The 16,972-nt window shown below is 30.0% G+C and carries 17 protein-coding genes; 3 read left to right on the forward strand and 14 right to left on the reverse strand.

Going from position 1 to position 16,972, the window contains the following annotated elements; genetic code table 11:
* Positions 1-8: 8 nt before the first annotated feature.
* From ISP02_RS12250 to ISP02_RS13305, 5 genes are all read right to left on the reverse strand, one after another.
* Positions 9-1,106, reverse strand: coding sequence for a low temperature requirement protein A (locus tag ISP02_RS12250; protein WP_195721767.1), 1,098 nt, complete (start codon positions 1,104-1,106; stop codon positions 9-11).
* A 24-nt stretch (positions 1,107-1,130) separates the two neighbouring features.
* Positions 1,131-1,877 carry an SDR family oxidoreductase gene (locus tag ISP02_RS12255; protein WP_195721768.1) on the reverse strand — a complete coding sequence of 249 codons (747 nt, stop codon included), beginning with the start codon at positions 1,875-1,877 and terminating at the stop codon, positions 1,131-1,133.
* A 60-nt stretch (positions 1,878-1,937) separates the two neighbouring features.
* Positions 1,938-2,333, reverse strand: a complete 396-nt coding sequence (locus ISP02_RS12260) for a MerR family transcriptional regulator (RefSeq protein WP_195721769.1) — start codon at positions 2,331-2,333, stop codon at positions 1,938-1,940.
* A gap of 358 nt (positions 2,334-2,691) precedes the next feature.
* On the reverse strand, positions 2,692-3,192 hold the full coding sequence (locus tag ISP02_RS12265) for a MepB family protein (RefSeq protein WP_195721770.1): 501 nt from the start codon (positions 3,190-3,192) through the stop codon (positions 2,692-2,694).
* A gap of 128 nt (positions 3,193-3,320) precedes the next feature.
* Entirely contained in the window at positions 3,321-3,473 is a 153-nt protein-coding gene (locus ISP02_RS13305) for a 4'-phosphopantetheinyl transferase superfamily protein (protein ID WP_195721887.1), read from the reverse strand.
* 521 nt (positions 3,474-3,994) lie between these two features.
* On the opposite strand from ISP02_RS13305, the gene ISP02_RS12275 reads away from it, so the two are divergent.
* Together ISP02_RS12275 and ISP02_RS12280 are read left to right on the forward strand one after the other, a co-directional pair.
* Positions 3,995-4,675 (forward strand): DUF5694 domain-containing protein, encoded by a 681-nt coding sequence (locus ISP02_RS12275; RefSeq protein WP_195721771.1) that lies wholly within the window; start codon positions 3,995-3,997, stop codon positions 4,673-4,675.
* Positions 4,676-4,701: 26 nt separating this feature from the next.
* On the forward strand, positions 4,702-5,712 hold the full coding sequence (locus ISP02_RS12280) for a siderophore ABC transporter substrate-binding protein (protein WP_195721772.1): 1,011 nt from the start codon (positions 4,702-4,704) through the stop codon (positions 5,710-5,712).
* A gap of 476 nt (positions 5,713-6,188) precedes the next feature.
* Here ISP02_RS12280 and ISP02_RS12285 read toward each other — a convergent pair whose 3' ends face one another.
* From ISP02_RS12285 to ISP02_RS12310, 6 genes are all read right to left on the reverse strand, one after another.
* The gene (locus ISP02_RS12285) at positions 6,189-6,470 is read right to left on the reverse strand and encodes a YrhK family protein (protein WP_195721773.1); all 282 of its coding nucleotides are present in this window, start codon (positions 6,468-6,470) and stop codon (positions 6,189-6,191) included.
* A gap of 108 nt (positions 6,471-6,578) precedes the next feature.
* Positions 6,579-7,823: an aminoacyltransferase gene (locus ISP02_RS12290; protein ID WP_195721774.1), complete on the reverse strand. Its 1,245-nt coding sequence runs from the start codon at positions 7,821-7,823 to the stop codon at positions 6,579-6,581.
* Between the two features lie 355 nt (positions 7,824-8,178).
* Positions 8,179-8,409 (reverse strand): arginase family protein, encoded by a 231-nt coding sequence (locus ISP02_RS12295; RefSeq protein ID WP_235980515.1) that lies wholly within the window; start codon positions 8,407-8,409, stop codon positions 8,179-8,181.
* A gap of 182 nt (positions 8,410-8,591) precedes the next feature.
* Positions 8,592-9,953, reverse strand: coding sequence for a gluconate:H+ symporter (locus tag ISP02_RS12300; RefSeq protein WP_195721775.1), 1,362 nt, complete (start codon positions 9,951-9,953; stop codon positions 8,592-8,594).
* Positions 9,954-9,980: 27 nt separating this feature from the next.
* Complete coding sequence (locus ISP02_RS12305) at positions 9,981-11,348, reverse strand: four-carbon acid sugar kinase family protein (protein ID WP_195721776.1); 1,368 nt, start codon at positions 11,346-11,348, stop codon at positions 9,981-9,983.
* Positions 11,349-11,356: 8 nt separating this feature from the next.
* Positions 11,357-12,232, reverse strand: a complete 876-nt coding sequence (locus ISP02_RS12310; RefSeq protein WP_195721777.1) for an NAD(P)-binding domain-containing protein — start codon at positions 12,230-12,232, stop codon at positions 11,357-11,359.
* A 114-nt stretch (positions 12,233-12,346) separates the two neighbouring features.
* On the opposite strand from ISP02_RS12310, the gene ISP02_RS12315 reads away from it, so the two are divergent.
* A complete protein-coding gene (locus ISP02_RS12315; RefSeq protein WP_195721778.1) occupies positions 12,347-12,961 on the forward strand; it encodes a GntR family transcriptional regulator in 615 nt (204 codons plus the stop codon).
* A 493-nt stretch (positions 12,962-13,454) separates the two neighbouring features.
* Here the strand turns inward: ISP02_RS12315 and ISP02_RS12320 are convergent, their stop codons facing one another.
* The 3 genes from ISP02_RS12320 to ISP02_RS12330 all read right to left on the reverse strand — a co-directional run bounded on the left by ISP02_RS12320 (position 13,455) and on the right by ISP02_RS12330 (position 16,965).
* Positions 13,455-14,168, reverse strand: coding sequence for a transglycosylase family protein (locus ISP02_RS12320; protein ID WP_195721679.1), 714 nt, complete (start codon positions 14,166-14,168; stop codon positions 13,455-13,457).
* A 685-nt stretch (positions 14,169-14,853) separates the two neighbouring features.
* Entirely contained in the window at positions 14,854-16,188 is a 1,335-nt protein-coding gene (locus ISP02_RS12325) for a GntT/GntP/DsdX family permease (RefSeq protein ID WP_195721779.1), read from the reverse strand.
* Positions 16,189-16,239: 51 nt separating this feature from the next.
* Complete coding sequence (locus tag ISP02_RS12330) at positions 16,240-16,965, reverse strand: GntR family transcriptional regulator (protein ID WP_195721780.1); 726 nt, start codon at positions 16,963-16,965, stop codon at positions 16,240-16,242.
* Between the last annotated feature and the right edge of the window lie 7 nt (positions 16,966-16,972).

Below are 16,972 nucleotides of genomic sequence, written 5' to 3' on the forward strand. Positions count from 1 at the left end.
CCTCTTTTCTAGATAAATTCTTTTTTTATTTTATCTTTATAATTTATAAAGATAACTATGACAATAGTTAATATGAAGACTATATTAATTAATATAAAATTATTTAATATAGACGATAAGACAACACATATAACTATTACTATAGCATTCAATTTACCCTTGGACGAATTTAAATTACTAGTATAATGCTTAGTATTAACAAGTAATAGCATTAAATACATTATAAAGGCAGTAATATACAGAAAATGATAATTAAATGAAGAAAAATGATTTTGTTGTATTTCTTCATTAATAACTAAAAACATTATATCTATAAAATATAGAATAAATAAATGAATATATAAAGTGAAAAAACCTGTTCTTTTTTCTTCTTTTTTTTCTGTGTATTTATATTGCAAGGTATATAAAACAAATAGGGATACTAACAACGCAAACAATATTATATATACTGGATTTAATGAAAATACACTTATATCACTTGCAATGAATATTAAACCTTCCCCAAACATCAATATTACAAATAAACTTAACCGTTCACTCAAATGATCAAAATAAACAGGGTGTCTTTTTGCCTGTTTTTGAAAGAACAAAGGTACTATAGAAGCTATTGTTACAGCAATTAAAAATACTAAAACATTTGAGTTACCATTAATGAATAAAGAAAAAATTGAAATTAAAGATGCTAATATAAGGCTTAATACATATGGTAAAATAAGTCTTATATCAAATCTTTCTTTATTAAGAATATAGTTCAATATATATTGCGTAGCAATACTTAAAAAAAGTAATGTTGTTATTAGAACGCCAGGCGTGAAAGTTGATTGAAATTCTGAATTAATAGCCCTTGAAAGTAATATTATTAAAAACATATCAATAAATACAAACGCATATTGATACCATTTTTTATTAAAAAACCTATTAACTAATAAAGTTCTATATACCCATATAGCTACAAAGATGAGGAAAAGCATAAAATTTTTAAGTAAATTTTCAGTCGATAAAATACCATCTGTCATGTGCTCAGTAGCTTGATTAACTTGAGAAAGTATTGAAACAAAAATTAAATCGAAAAATAATTCTGACATACTAACTTCTTTTTTATTCATGTCGCACTCCTAATGATATTTTATTTACCACTCTTGATTTGTAGGTCTAACGATAAGTTCATTAACAGCGACGTTAGAGGGCTCGTTTATTGCAAATGTTATAGCTCTAGCCATATCATCAGGTTCTATTGTTGTTTCATATACAGAAGATACATTACCTTCTACATCTGAATCAGTGATTGTTTGAGTTAAATTGGTATTAGTAGCACCAGGACAAACAATAGTTGCTCTAATATTACTATTTTGAGATGATTCCTCCATGCGTAACCCCTCTGTAATAGCTCTTACAGCAAATTTCGTTCCACTATATACCGCACTACCAGGAGTAACTAAGTGCCCAGCTACAGAAGATATATTTATTATATGCCCAGAATTTTGGTTTCTCATTTCAGAAATAACTGAATAAATACCGTTTAAAACTCCTTTAATATTTACGTCAATCATTGAGTTCCATTCATCTATCTTCTTATTATGCATTAAAGATAATGGCATAACTCCAGCATTATTAATTAAGACATCTATTCTCCCATAAGTATCAATAGCAAACTGTGCTAATTCATTTACTTCTTGAATATTTGTCACATCTGTTTGTTTATATTTAACTTCATTACTATCTTGTGACAATTCCTCTGAAATTTCTTGTAACTTTTCATTGTTTCTTGCTGCTAACACTAACTTTGCGCCTTGTTGTGCTAATGATGTGGCTGTTGCTTTCCCTATACCACTTGATGCTCCCGTTATAAGGATAACTTTGTCTTTTATATTATTCATATCATACGCCTCCATTAATTAAATATATAATTAATGATAAACCTTGAACTGTACTTTAGGTCAAATAAGGCAATCATCATTTATAATATCTGTATTAATGTTACGAGATTTTTCATCATAAACACCTAATTTATAGTTAATCTGATCTAGACAATCTAACTTACTTTTAATTTCATTTTTTATACTTTCTTTGTGTTTACTTAAAATTTCACGTCTTTTTTCTATCGTAGAATGCCCCTGATTAAACAAATAAACATAATGTTTTATATCCTCAATCCCCATATCTGTTGCTCTTAACAATTTAATAAATCTCAACCATTCTATATTTTCATCTGTATACGTACGATTTCCATTCTTGTCTCTTTTCACAATAGGTAATATACCTTCCTTTTCGTAATACCGCATTGCTGAACTATTAATTCCCACTATTTTTTCAACATCTTGAGTATAGTACATTAATCACCATCTCCTTTGAAGTTACTTTAACAAAAACATTCGGAATATCACAATATTAACGTATATAATCACCTTTAAAATAAAGAGATTCAATGCAAATTATGTAAAAACTTTTCGCAATATAAAAAGGAAAGTGACAGGCAAATAATTGGAAATACTTAACTATTTGTATTTGTAGGACTAACCTTTTATATGGAATTTTAGGAACATGACCAATTATTGCAAACTAAATATTTAGTGAATGAAGAAGATACTTAAAATTTGTATAACTAAAAAGCGTACATACTAGTGTAGTAAATGGATTTAAACCAGTTCTAATAGTTACTCTTTTAATAAGCTCGAAATGTTTTGTTAATTATCACCTGAAATATAAAGGATATAGCTTTTCTTGGTTAAAGTCATTTGATAGATCCACAAAGTATTTCGTTTGCCATCTTTGTGTGCTTTTAGCAGTAGCATTTAAATTTGATACCCAACTTGGATAAACACGCATTGCCATTTTACCTTTAGATTTATTTGACTTTATAACCCCTTTTTCTTTCAAAATATTTTTAGGGAATATAAATTGACCTATTTTATCATTGTCTATAATATTTATAATTAATTTATCTTCTGTTGTATCGTAGTCAAAGGGAATATTCTCATTAAATTCATTTTTTCTCCAAAAAGCAACAAAATAACCTTTCTTTTTCGGTGTTTTTTTTGCTAACCTACTTTTATAAGTTAATTTATCTATCTCAAAAGTAAAACCTTCATAATCAAAATTCAAGCTGTCAATTTCAAAGTTAGTTAAAGTTGAGTTACTTATTGTATTTATAGTAGAGCATACTAATTTCTTTGAGATGTATGTGTCACTCATAATATTTAATCCTTTCTATTGAAGTTCTTATGGTTTAATTTATCTTTTATTGCAATTTCCTTATTAGAAATAGGAAATGTATTTACTTTTGTACACACAGAAAATATATATTCATCATGATAATATTTTTAAAAATAAAAATTGTTATCATAATAATAAGTATGAACAGATATGTCATTGTTTAAAAACATATTTTTTATTGTAAAAGCGTTCAATGGTATATAAAGCCCTTTACCTAAGGTTTTTACATAACTTTCTTTTAGCGTCCAAATATAGAAAATGAATAAAGTAGAATTTCATACTCTAAATATCTAATTTTTTCTATATAATAATTGTTTCACTAAAGAAGATTTTTTAACTATATTTTTTTGTAACTAGGTAGTCTATTCTCTCTTTTCTTACATTCCCTAATTTTTTATCACAGTTGGAACAACCTATATCATGTACAATATCAGATATTGGATTACTTAACTTCTTTTATGTATAAATTATTCATTGTTAAATATACATGTTGCAATCCATACAAAGAGGTAATTTCCATGGGAGCTAATGATCACGAATATCCCTAAGATTTACTTAAACTATAATTCCTCTCTAATTTAATTCAAATTTAGAGGGGTATTATTTATGAGTAATAAATTAAATATCATTGCTTTAGAAATATTAGTAGGATTGCTTTAATAGGGATTAGATATATATTTAATTGTATATGAAAATAGGTGTGTTATAATTGAGAACAATTATCAATTATAACACACCTATTTTTTATGGATTATATAAAACTGCTACGGAGGAATCCTATATGAATACTATATACATAGTTAATTTGCCCCACATCAGAGGGACAGAAGAAGAATTAAGTCAACATAAACCATTAGATTACTATTATAAAGAGGGAATTGCTATATCAAATTATTTAAATCAGTTTAGTCCGGAAGTATTATTTATAGAATTAGATAAATCTAATGAAAATGAAATTGCTAAGGATTTAAAACAATTAGAGCGTAACAAATCACCTTCATATTTTACAGAGTTTCATTTTGCAGCCATGCCCCTGTCGTTATTAAGAAATATCCAAATTCATCCAATAGATGATAATAATAAGGCACAGAGAAAAATCTTACAAAACAAAGCTGAAACAATGTTACAAAAATGCAAGCCAGATCTATATAATCAAATGACTTATTTTAAAAGTCAGCACAGTCAAGCAAAGGATAAAGAAGATAGTATGTTATCTTCCATGTTAAATCAATCGAGAGAAGTCATTCCATTAGAGAAATATTTTTACATTCTTATGCAAGCTGGAGATGTAGGAATCCAATTCATAAATCATTGGTCACAAAGAAATTATAAAATGGCGATGAATACAATAGAGAAGGCGAAAAATTATAAGTGTTCTATACTATTTGTCGGTAAGTCTCATAGTAGATATTTAAAATTTATATTTGAATCTACAGGCCTCTTTAAAGCAGTCATTATATAAAAATAAAAAATGAGGGTGTTAATTAAATGAAAAAATTAATTTTACTTATAGTTGTAGCGGTTTTATTGTCAGCATGTAGTCAAAGCAAAAGTAATGAGAAAAAGAAAGATGTAGTAAAAATTAAAACAAAATATGACTTACGTGGAGACAGAAAAGATGGTAAAGATGCTGAAGTTAAAAAAGGAACTATTGCGATTCCCAAAAATCCGAAACGTATTGTTACTTTTGATTATGGTGCAGTCGATACTATTAAGGCACTCGGTCATTCATCCGCGATTAAAGGTATCGCAAAAGGTAAAAATGGAGAAAGTTTACCTGAAGATTTAGTAAACTTTAAGCAAAAAAAATACGCTAATGTGGGAGAATTAGGAAAACCTAATTACAATGCTGTTGCTAAACAAAAGCCAGATTTGATCATATTTTCTGGACGTACGGCTAGCAAACAAGTACTTGATGAACTTAAAAAAGCAGCACCGAATGCAAAATTGTTATACATAGGTACAGACGATGAGCAAACATTAAGTTCTATTAAAAAAAATACAAACGATTTAGGGAAAATATTTGATGAATCAGCTAAAGCACAAAAATATATAAAAAAATTAGATGAAATTAGTAATGATACAAAAAAAATAGCATCAAAAATAAGTGATAAATCAATGATACTACTAACGAGTGAAGGCGAACTTTCAACATATGGTCCTAAAGATCGTTTTGGTGGATTGATATATAATGAAATTGGGATGAAACCAGCTGATGAAAAAATTAAAGCAGGTCCACATGGTAAATCTGTAAGCTTAGAATACGTAGCTGAAGAAAATCCGGATATTATTTTTGCTATGGATCGAGACAAAGCTACTTCTGGAAAAGGAACTAGCAGAAAAATTTTGAACAACGATGTATTAAAAGAAGTTTCTGCTGTTAAGAAGAAGCAAATTGTAGAATTAGATCCTAAAGAATGGTACTTTTCTACAAACGGAATTCAATCTAGTATCAAACAGGTAAAAGAACTTAAAAAAAATATCGAACAATTAAAATAAGTACAAAAGAGATCTTGATGAACGAGGCCTCTTTTTATACTTTATTCAGGAAAAATTTACTATAATTTAAGAATCACATTAATAAGTTCTTATAAGGTAATAAACGCACCCCTACTTCATGAAGGGTGCGTTTTAAGTTATTTAAGCATAGAGAAACTTTATTAATACAATGCATGAATTGATTTTAGTATTTTAGGTTTCAGAAATATAAAACTCAGTAAATAGAAGTATAATTTAGATTTGATGACGTATTTACTAACATTTGCTGTTAATAAAATTTATTAAGAAACAGTGGCGCTTGTTACATAACCACCACTGACATGGAAAACTATATTACCATTACCTACTTTATATCCATAAAGTCCTTCGCTTTTTGATTTCTTATTACAATTTGGTTAATCTTATTATTTAAAAAGAAAAAATGGTTTTAAGAAAACTCCCCAACTAATGATTAATTAGGGAGTTTATATATACTTTTATTTATTAAGCTTTTGTTGTTTTTGATAATAGCGTGCAAGATGTACTTCGTGTAAAAAGGCGATAAGTGGTCTGATAGTCATTTGAATACTACCAATAACGAATAGTACAGTGCCTGAAAAGACCGTGCTATCACTAAAGAATAAAAAGCTACCAGTTAGAAATACCAAGCCCAGTACTACATCATTCAGTTGGTATAACGCTTTATAATACATTGTTATGGGATTTTCATGTCCACTTTTTTGAAAATTTAAGTCGACATGTTTACTAGTCTTTTTCATTAATATTCCTCCTAAAACCTAATTCAATTGTTTTATTCATTCCCATACTCACATATTAAAAACTGATAACTTTACATTATTTAATGACTAGCTTTTGCATTGCTGTCGCTATTTATTGATAAACTGATAAATTTTATAAAATAATGGATGGATAGGTTTGATAAAATCTCCAATATACTCTTCAACATGAGCATTGAAACCTTTTTTAAATTGTTGAACACCATAATCATCCGCTTCTTCACCGAAATCTCCAGTAATACCGTAGAAATTATATCGTGGAATATGATTGTCGATTGTAAATTTAATCATATCCCACTGTAAGCAGTAAGCTCCATTAAATTGGTAAAATTTAGGATCTGAACCACTGGATAAATAATAAACCTCATCTTTATTATAAATATATAAAGCGGCAGCTAAATCTAAAATTTCTCCTTCTTCACTTATTAATTGTTGTGCTTCTGTAATTTTTTTATCATTACTATTTACTTGTTGCTTTAATTGTTCAAATTTATTTTTACTTTTCTTAGAATTAGGATTATCTGCTAATTTACTTTCTATATCTTTGAGTCCTGAGTTTAGTTGCTCACCTTTTTGTGATAATTGTTGTAAATATTTATTTAAATCTACATATGCTAACTTCAACATTGAATGCTCAGGATACATTTTTTGGGTTTCTTTAAAAAATTCAAATGGGTCTTCTTTAAATTTAAAATTATGGCGTTCTTCTGCCTTTTTATATAAATTATAAAAACGTTCAGTTTCTGAATAATCTAATGTCTTAGTTTCTACGTTCAGCTCTTGTGCTTTTTTAATATTACGTCTTGTTTGATAGTCCATATCTTTCAATACTTCTTGCTCGCTTTTGCCTTCAACATCTAGTACCGATAGCCATCTTATTTGGCTTTTTTGAGAATATCCTACTGAATAGCCTTGATGTTTATAGCCGAGTTTATTTAATTGTGTGATTAACTCTGTATTATCAAATGAACGTAATATATCTCCATCTGCATTTCTAACTGCTTCTAATACATAAGGATCTACTAAAACGAATAAAGTTCTATGTTTTTTTAAGTATTTATTTAAACCTTTAAAGAAGCATTGCACTATATCTTTATTTTGATAATCAAGTACGGGTCCTTTATGCGAATAAAAATATTTAAATATTTTCATCGTTCTAGCTTCAGATAGAAGACATGCCGCTATAACATTATCGTTGTCTTTTACTCCTACAATATGAACATCATCTTTATGTTGTTTTCTATAATTATATTGTTCGATTGATTGAGTGTAATGAACTGGAAGATGCGTAATAAATGCTGCGTATTCTTCTTTTGTTAATTTGGTGAAAAACATATAATATCCTCCAATTTGCAATTGATTTTAATATTTTACATCTATTTTCTATATATTGATATAAATTCGAATTTCTAGTCACCTTAAAAAATATCTATTTATATATTTTATTTTTATTATATATTATTTTAAATAATTAAATTATTGTATACAGATAATAAAACTAACAATAAACTTTTTCACTTTAATGAAATATAAGACATAAAAAAAGAACCGTTATTCACGGCTCTGCTCTTTTAAATATCAGCGTTTAAAATTAACGCCCTTCTTTGTATACTCTTTCTTTCAATACATAACTATACAAGTCTAATATGATACGTGCAGCTGTTGGGTCATAAGATGGCGCAACTGCTACTCAATCAAATGCCACCACTTCATTGTGTTTAGCTACTACTCTTAACAATTCATTAACTTTATCATATTGTAGACCTCCCTGAGACGGCGTGCCTGTTTCTGGAGCAATAGAAAGGTCGATTCCATCAATATCAATCATAATATATAATTTTTCTCCTTTAGGCATCATATCTACCAATTGCTCTACATCTTTTTTGACGCATTTGCTCTGGAGATAAAATAGTAGCACCATAACTTCTTCTTTTAAACTACTTATACCTCTCTATTATAATTGGTGCATACATTGATTCTGCTACTTTTAATACTAGTTCTATCCAAATCAGTTCATTAATATTTATTTATGGGAAAGTAAATTTTGTATATTGCAAAATCTCTTTATTTCCCTAATTTAATCCTTACTATATAGCGTTTATTTTAAATAATTACGTTAACGAGTAAGATAAAGCCTAAACCTAAAACAGATAATAAAGATTCTAGTAACGTCCAAGTTAAAAACGTTTCTTTAATAGTTAAACCAAAATATTCTTTAAACATCCAAAAGCCTGCATCATTTACGTGAGAACAGAAGATACTTCCAGCACCTATGGCTAATACCACAAGTGAAATATTTACATCTACAGATTGAATAAGTGGTAAAACAACACCCACAGATGATAATGCTGCTACTGTTGTAGATCCTAATGCTACACGTAGAATGGCTGCAACTAACCATGCTAATATTATTGGTGACATTTCAGTACCGTGGAACATTTTAGAGATTGTATCACCAACACCGCCATCAATAAGTATTTGCTTGAATACGCCGCCACCACCAATAATTAGTAGCAACATAGCAATTGGCGTAATTGCATCTGAAACCGTTTGCATTATTTGGTTCATTGACTGCTTTCTTCTAATCCCCATCGTGTACATTGCAAATAACACAGCGATAAGCATTGCAGTCGTAGATGATCCTATAAAGTAGATAAATCCTTCGAAGCCAGTCGCTTTGCCGTCTTCATGTCCCGTAATTAATTGCACAACAGTTGCTAATAACATTAAAATAACTGGACTTAACGCAGTTAATAAACTAATACCAAAACTAGGCAAAGTTTTATTCTCAATTATTTGTGAATCTGCAATCGTGCCTTGATTACCTTCTCGTGTGAACGCTACTGGAGCAATTTTGTATGCAAATTTCGGAAATAATACCCCTACAATAATGGCTAAAGGTATACCTATAATAAAGCCATACATAAGTACGTGACCGATATTAGCATGTAGCGCTTGCGAAATTGCTACAGGTCCAGGGTGAGGTGGTAAAAAGCCATGCGTAATAGCTATAGAAGTAGCCATCGGTAAACCGACTTTAAGATTTGAAATTTTCATTCTTTTTGCTAACGTAAATACCAGTGGAATAAGTAACACAAAGGCAACTTCTAAAAATAGTGATATACCAATGATAAATGAGGCAACAATCATTGCTAAGGTTACATATTTTTCGCCGAATTTATCAATCAATTTATCAGCAATTCTTGTTGCTCCTCCACCTTCTGATAATAATTTCCCTAAAATAGAACCTAACCCAAAGATAATGGCAATACTACCTAATGTATCTCCCATACCTTTTTCTACAACTTCAACGATTTTGTCTATAGGCATACCCAAAATAATACCAGTAAACATCGAAGTAATAATTAAAGCAATAAATGTATTCACTTTAAGTAACATAATTAATACAAGTAACACTAATACCCCAATAACGACACTAATCAGTGGCCAAATTTCTCCAAACATTTCCATCCCTACTTTCTATAGACCTTATTAGCTATTTAATTTGTATACTTCTGTCAATGTATCAACATCTCCAACATTTCCCGGGAAAATTACATATGGCATTTTTGGATATTTCGCTTCACTGCCTGTTAACCAAACGGGTACACCTTTAGTTACTTGTCCAATAACAGTAGCTTTATGAATGTTTAACCCTTTAGTAGCCACATCACTTGAAGTAATGCCTCCCTTGGCAATAATAAATTTAGGCTGTATCTGTAAACCATTAATAATTTCAACCAAGCTATTAGATATATTCGTTGAAATGCTTAAATTATTAGTTAAATCTTCGGTTTTTATAACGTCACGAGAAGTATAAATAACGACATCTTCCCCATCGTTAATAATTTGTTCTGCTTGCGTGATTTTATCTGTTATATATTCACTTAATGCAGGTTGCGTCACTTTTTTAACATCAAATTCGAGTTGCTTAATGTCAGTATTATTTAATAAATGGTGCAATTGATCAGACGTTTTCTTTACATGAGAGCCGACGACTATAATACCCCCATTGTTATTCTGTTTATAATTTTTTAAGTTAATAATCTCTCCTGGTGTTTCACACATTGCTTTAACAAATGAAGCAGCAGTTCTAAACACAAACTTTTTCTTATGTTTAGCTAAGAATTCTGTTAAACATGCCACAAAGTAGTCCATATCTTCGTCGTTCAATGCATCTACAACGACTGCATCGAAGTTGTTTAATAACTCGAACGTATGGAAAATTGCTGTTTTATCACGTTCTCTAATCTGGCTTAAAGTAATGTGGTAAACCTCGTTGGAAGCCACAGCTCCATCACTCTTTTCAGCGATAAAATCTGCCATTCTCTCTGACTCAAACCCAAATGTTGTGTCATTTGAAAATTCACTTGCTGCAACAGGCATATACGCATCGTTTTCTTTTAAATAATGAATACCGTTATAAGTAAAACGATTGCCCTCAAAAAATTCCGGTAAATAAAATACTGCATCAAATCCCGAAACGGAAGCATCATTTAGTATCTTTGGTTCTAAATAAAAGTGTCCTCTTAAAGTTGAATCGCCTCTGCTTATGATTAAGTATGGGTGATTTAATCGTTGTGATATTTTTTCAATATTACTGCTTATTTCTTTATGTAAAGCAGTTGTTTCTTCCTCATTTAAAGCACGTGAATTAGTCAAAATATAAAACATGTTATTTGGTTGCTTAAAACCGTCTTCTAATAAAGTTTCAGTCCATTGTGTATATACCGGTAAATCTTTGACTGTTTGAGTACCAGTTGGGTCATCATCTAATACGATAATTTTATAATTGAAAGTATTTAAATTTTTATGAAATTCGTCATTTTTTTGTTCGTTAATCAACTTATCATTTAACATATTGTCACCTACATATTATTTATATTTTCAAAATATTTAATGATTCCAGAGTGGTCATTTAGTCCATTGCCTTGAGCAACTTCTGATTTGTATATTTCTTTAATTTGGTTTGCAACTGGTAATGTTAAACCAACGGTGTCAGCAGTAGATGAAACATTTTTTAAATCCTTTAAATTAATATTTAAAGTACCGCCAGGTTGGTAATCTTCACCAATCATTTTAGGAAATTTAGCATCCATAACAGTAGACCCTGCTAAACCACCTTTAATAGCTTGATACATAGCCTCTAAATCAATATTAAATTTTTTAGCTAATACGACTGCTTCTGATAGAGCAGCAATATTAGTATTAACAATAATTTGATTTGCTAACTTAACGACACTACCAGAACCAACTTCTCCTACGCGAATAACTGATTGAGCTATTGGCTCACATACTTTTTTAATGTCGTTAAAATCACTTTCATTACAACCTACCATTATTGATAATTCACCAGTAATTGCTAATGGTTCACCACCACTAACTGGTGCATCAATATATGAAACTGATTTTTCTTCCAGAACTTTACTAATTTCTAAAGATTCATTGGGTGTCAATGAACTTGTATCTATCACACTTTTTACGTTGACTTGAGGTTGATTCAATATCGACTCTTCCCCGCTATATAATACCGATTTCACAATTGCTCCATTTGGTAAAGATAAGAACAAGTAATCCACTTCTATTGCCATATCAGCAATTGAAACTGCTAGTGCACCTTCTTTTACCATTTCTTGTTCAGTATCTTTATTTACATCGTTTACTAGCACTATATTTTGTGCTTTAAGTAAATTTTTGGCCATGGGTTTGCCCATAATTCCTAAACCAATAAATCCAATTTTCATAACATTACCTCCATTGAAAACGTTTACTTTTTGTAATTGTATACTTTTAAACTTAAAATGTATACATTTTAAGTTATAATTTTTTGTAGTAATATAGTAGCAAGAGGTGAAATTATGCATAACAATGATGAATTAACGCTGTATCAAATAATCAGAAATGACATTATTTCTGGAGAATTAAAACCCGCAGAAAAAATAACAGAAATTAAGTTAGCCAAAAAATATAACGTTAGTAGGACGCCTGTCAGAGAGGTCATTAAACAGTTAGAATTAGAATATTTTATTAAAGACTCTTATATTTTTATCCCAACTACAGAAGAATATAGAAATATATTTGAAATGCGTATTTTATTTGAAACATATGCATTAGAGAAGGCAGGAATCATTTTCACAAATACTGATTTAGCAGAATTGAAAAGCTATACGAAGATTGACATAGATAGCGAAGATGAAGAAAGAATTTTAGAAATTAATGACAAGTTTCATCAAAAAATAATGAGCGCTACTAACAACCCTTTTATATTAGAATCCTATCAAAAGCTAAAAAGTTTTATTTATTTGTTTAGCAAAACTGTCATTACTAAACGTCGCCCAGGATTAATAGAAGAACATGACGAAATCGTTGAGGCACTGAGCAATAGGAACATTGAAGAAGCAATATCCTTATTAGAGACACACCTCAAAAAAGACTTAGAATTTAGCCTTTACTATTTATCTTTTAAAAATTAATTACTTTACTATCCTTTATCTAAACAACTGAAAAAGGTCTGAACACTTATTCAACATTATTTAGACCTTTTTTTGTATATAGTAGAACTTAACTTTCTTGATTAAGATAATTTGTAAGCAAGTTTGTATATAGCTCAATAAAAGTGCCAAATATATAATAGATTTCCGATATGTAAAATTATTTTGGAAGACGGTTAGAGGATATTTAAGTTGGAACATACATCATATGCATAATGCATGAACATATTCTTATCACAGAATATGTAAACCAAGCTATTTTAATCAAATTTTGAGATAACTTAGTTGCGTTGTTTTGTGTCAATAACAATCGTTTATGAAACATATTAACAAGGTAGCACCTCCGTCAGTCTAAATACAAAAAATCTCCCTCCATTTGATAATGGAGGGAGTACTTATTACCTTATAAGAATTTGTTTGTGTTTTTAATTTTTGAGCTTTCCACTCAATATTTTACAGTTATACGCGGCTTAACTTATGCAGTTACCCACTGTGAAGCGCCTTCTGTATCATATAATTTCTGAGCTGCTTGGTCTTGAACTGATTCAGGTGCTTCTGTAGGAGATTTACCTTGATATTCTGAAGGTGCTACTGAATCCCATGTGCTTTGTAGGAATTGATATTTTCCTGCTGCTCCTGATGATGCGTTAACAGCTTTTGTATCTCCACCTGATTCACGTTCTGCAATTTGTTTTAAATGACCATTTACATCACTTGATGAACCGCTTGAACTTGCGTTTGAGCTTGCTGACTCATCAGATGAAGTTGATTGTTGTGATTGTTCTTTTTGTGGTTGCGCTTGTTGTTGTGACTGTTCTTTTTGTGGTTGTGCTTGTTGTTGTGATTGTTCTTTCTGTGGTTGTGCTTGTTGTTGTGATTGTCCACTATTTGAAGTTTGTTGTGCTTGATTTGTATCCTCTTGTGAACCATTGTTATAGCCATTATAACTCCAAGTATAGTTTGTACCATCTGACTTAAAGTTATAGTTTGTGCCATCTTGATTAAAGTTATAGTTATATGAACCTTTTTGAACTGGAGATTCATTTAATTGATTTGAATTAGATTGTGCTTGTTGCGCTAATTTTGATTGGTCAACATTGTTTTCTGCAGCGTTTGCTGAATGACCTGCTACTAATCCTGTAGCGCCAATACCTAAAGCTAATGTTGAAGTAATAATTGTTTTTTTCATTATTTAAATCCTCCTAATAGGTGGTTATTACTCGTTTATTGCTATGAATTACTTAAGACATCACCCACTGTAACATGAAAAAACACTGTTTGAGTTACAGTGAAGTGAAAAAGGTATTTCATTTTTTTACAATAATCTGCTTTCGCCTCTGCTATGTAATGTTTAAAAGTTGGGCACAAACGTTTTGAACGATGCATTGCACGTTAATGACTGTAATGTGCATGTAATCTGCCTGTACTTAATAACGAATTTTTACGTATCATGAATAGATAACTTTGAATTAAAATTTCAAATCAAAAGCACTTAGAAGCTTATTATCCTTATATCATCCTTTTTATGCTAGAAAACTGTAAATCTTCTTTTCTTAATTTACAATTTCGGTCTACGAAACAGCTATAACGTTATAATTTTTCTTAGGCTTGCAGACCTTTCAGACACCCATAAAAATTCGTCTTCATACAAAATAAGCTGCTAACTCCTCAATTTTGTAGGAGTTAGCAGCTTATTAAATACTATGATTAACTTTTATATTTTCATGAATTCTGTATTAGCTATGACACAGTATTCAAAACCGCTTCAACTATGCATTCTTATATTTCTTCTGATTAAAGTAATAAACAATTAACACATCCATTAAAAGTGAATTAAAGAAAATATTGATACATCGATAGTTTTTATATCAAGTTTATATAAATGAATTTAAAATAAAAGCAAAGGCAAAAGCGACAAATGATAATAGTGTTTCCATTGCTGTCCAAGATTTGAAGGTTTCTTTAACATTTAATCCTAAATATTCTTTTACCATCCAGAAACCTGCATCATTAACATGTGATAACATTAATGACCCTGCGCCGGTAGCAATAACCAATAACTCTAAATTGACGCCTGACATATGTTGTATGATAGGTGATACTATTCCCGCTGCAGTAGTTAATGCAACTGTTGCAGACCCTGTAGCAACACGTATTAACCCTGCAACTAAAAATGCTAATAGTAATGGGGAGAGCGAAAGATGTTCAGTCATTTGTGCAATCGTGTCGCCAACACCGGTTTCAATAAGTATCTCTTTAAAACCACCACCAGCACCGATAATTAGAATAATAGACCCTACCGGTAAAATACATTCTTCTACTAAATCTTTGATTACATTTTTTGACATCCCTTGTTTGAAACCTAATAAGTAAAATGCAACAAAGCATGAAATTAATAAAGCTATAACTGGACTTCCTATAAATAATAAAGTGTTTTTCAATAAATTCGGTATATCCCCAAGATACGAAGTTATTATAGATAACAACATTAACAATACAGGTAATACAATAACTAAAAATGATATTGCCACGCTTGGGAATCCATTCGTTTTATTATCTACTTTAATGATGTCTGGTGAATTTTCTGGTACTAAACGTTTACTAATAAATCTCCCAAAAATTGGTCCTGCAATAATCGCAGTAGGTAAAGCAATAATGAGTGAATAAAGTAATACTTTGCCTAAATTTGCATCGTAAATACCGATCGCAGTCATCGCTCCAGGGTGAGGGGGAACAATGCCATGAACAATTGATAAACCCGCTAATAATGGAATCGCTATAAGTAATATATTTGCTTTTGTAGTTTTATGCATTGAAATGACAAGTGGTAATAAAATAACAATACCTACTTCAAAAAATACGGGTATACCAATGATAAAACCTGATAACATCATTGCCCAAGGTAACTTTTTATAACCTAATGACTTCACTAGATAATCTGAAATTTGCATGCCTGCACCTGAATCAGACATTAGCTTACCTAGTATAGTTCCTAAAGCTAAGATGCCAACTAAATGCCCCAGCACATCACCAACACCTGTTTCATAAGCTTTTACAATTTTTTCAGGAGATAATCCTGCCATGATTGCTAAAAATAAACTAGCCACAGTTAAACTAATAAATGCATGCCACTTCCACCAAGCAACGCCTAGTATGACAATACAAATTGAAAGTAACGTAATAATTAATAAATAAATGTTGGAATCCATGTTTTCCTCCCATTAATGAAGGCGCTACCAAAAGATTCGAAAAATTTCACATCAGTATTTTATACTGATGCTATATTTTTCAAGTTTACTATTGTAATAGCCAATACTATACTCAATCACTTCACCTGATACTGCATAACTCTGTCTCTCTCTAATGAGCAACGGTTCTGACAGATTAAGATTTAATTGTATTGAAGCTTCTTCATCAAAACCAACAGAAAAATTATCTTCAATATTTTGTATTTCCATCTTCTCTTCTTCTAGAATCTTATATATTGATAAATCATTGTTCTGCTTTAATTCATCGTATTTATTTAAATTCTTCAATGAATAGGGTAAGTAGTGATGAAATAGTATATATGGCTGATGATTTAATAAATACACTCTTGTTATCTTATAAGATTTGGCGCCAAACATTTGAAATAATTGACTTTTTTCTTCATGTGTCACTATCGTAATATCTTTAATATGTTTTTGAATTTTATTGCCTTGTTCTACAAGTTTTTCTGTGAAATTTTTATTGTTTGTGATGTTGTTAATCTGTTTATGATTTATTACCGTTGTTCCTTTTCCACTTTTCTTTTCCAGATAGCCCAAGTTTACTAATTCTTTAATTGCAGCTCTTACAGTCACTTTACTGACATCAAACTCTTTTTCGAACTCTATCTCTGTAGGTATATAATTTCCAACGGTATATATCCCATGGATAATTCTATCTTCAATAATTTGTTTTATTTGTAAATATAATGGTCCTTTTGCTGATGATAATTTCGTCATAAATCAA

It is taken from the genome of Staphylococcus durrellii (assembly GCF_015594545.1).
Lineage (GTDB): Bacteria > Bacillota > Bacilli > Staphylococcales > Staphylococcaceae > Staphylococcus > Staphylococcus durrellii.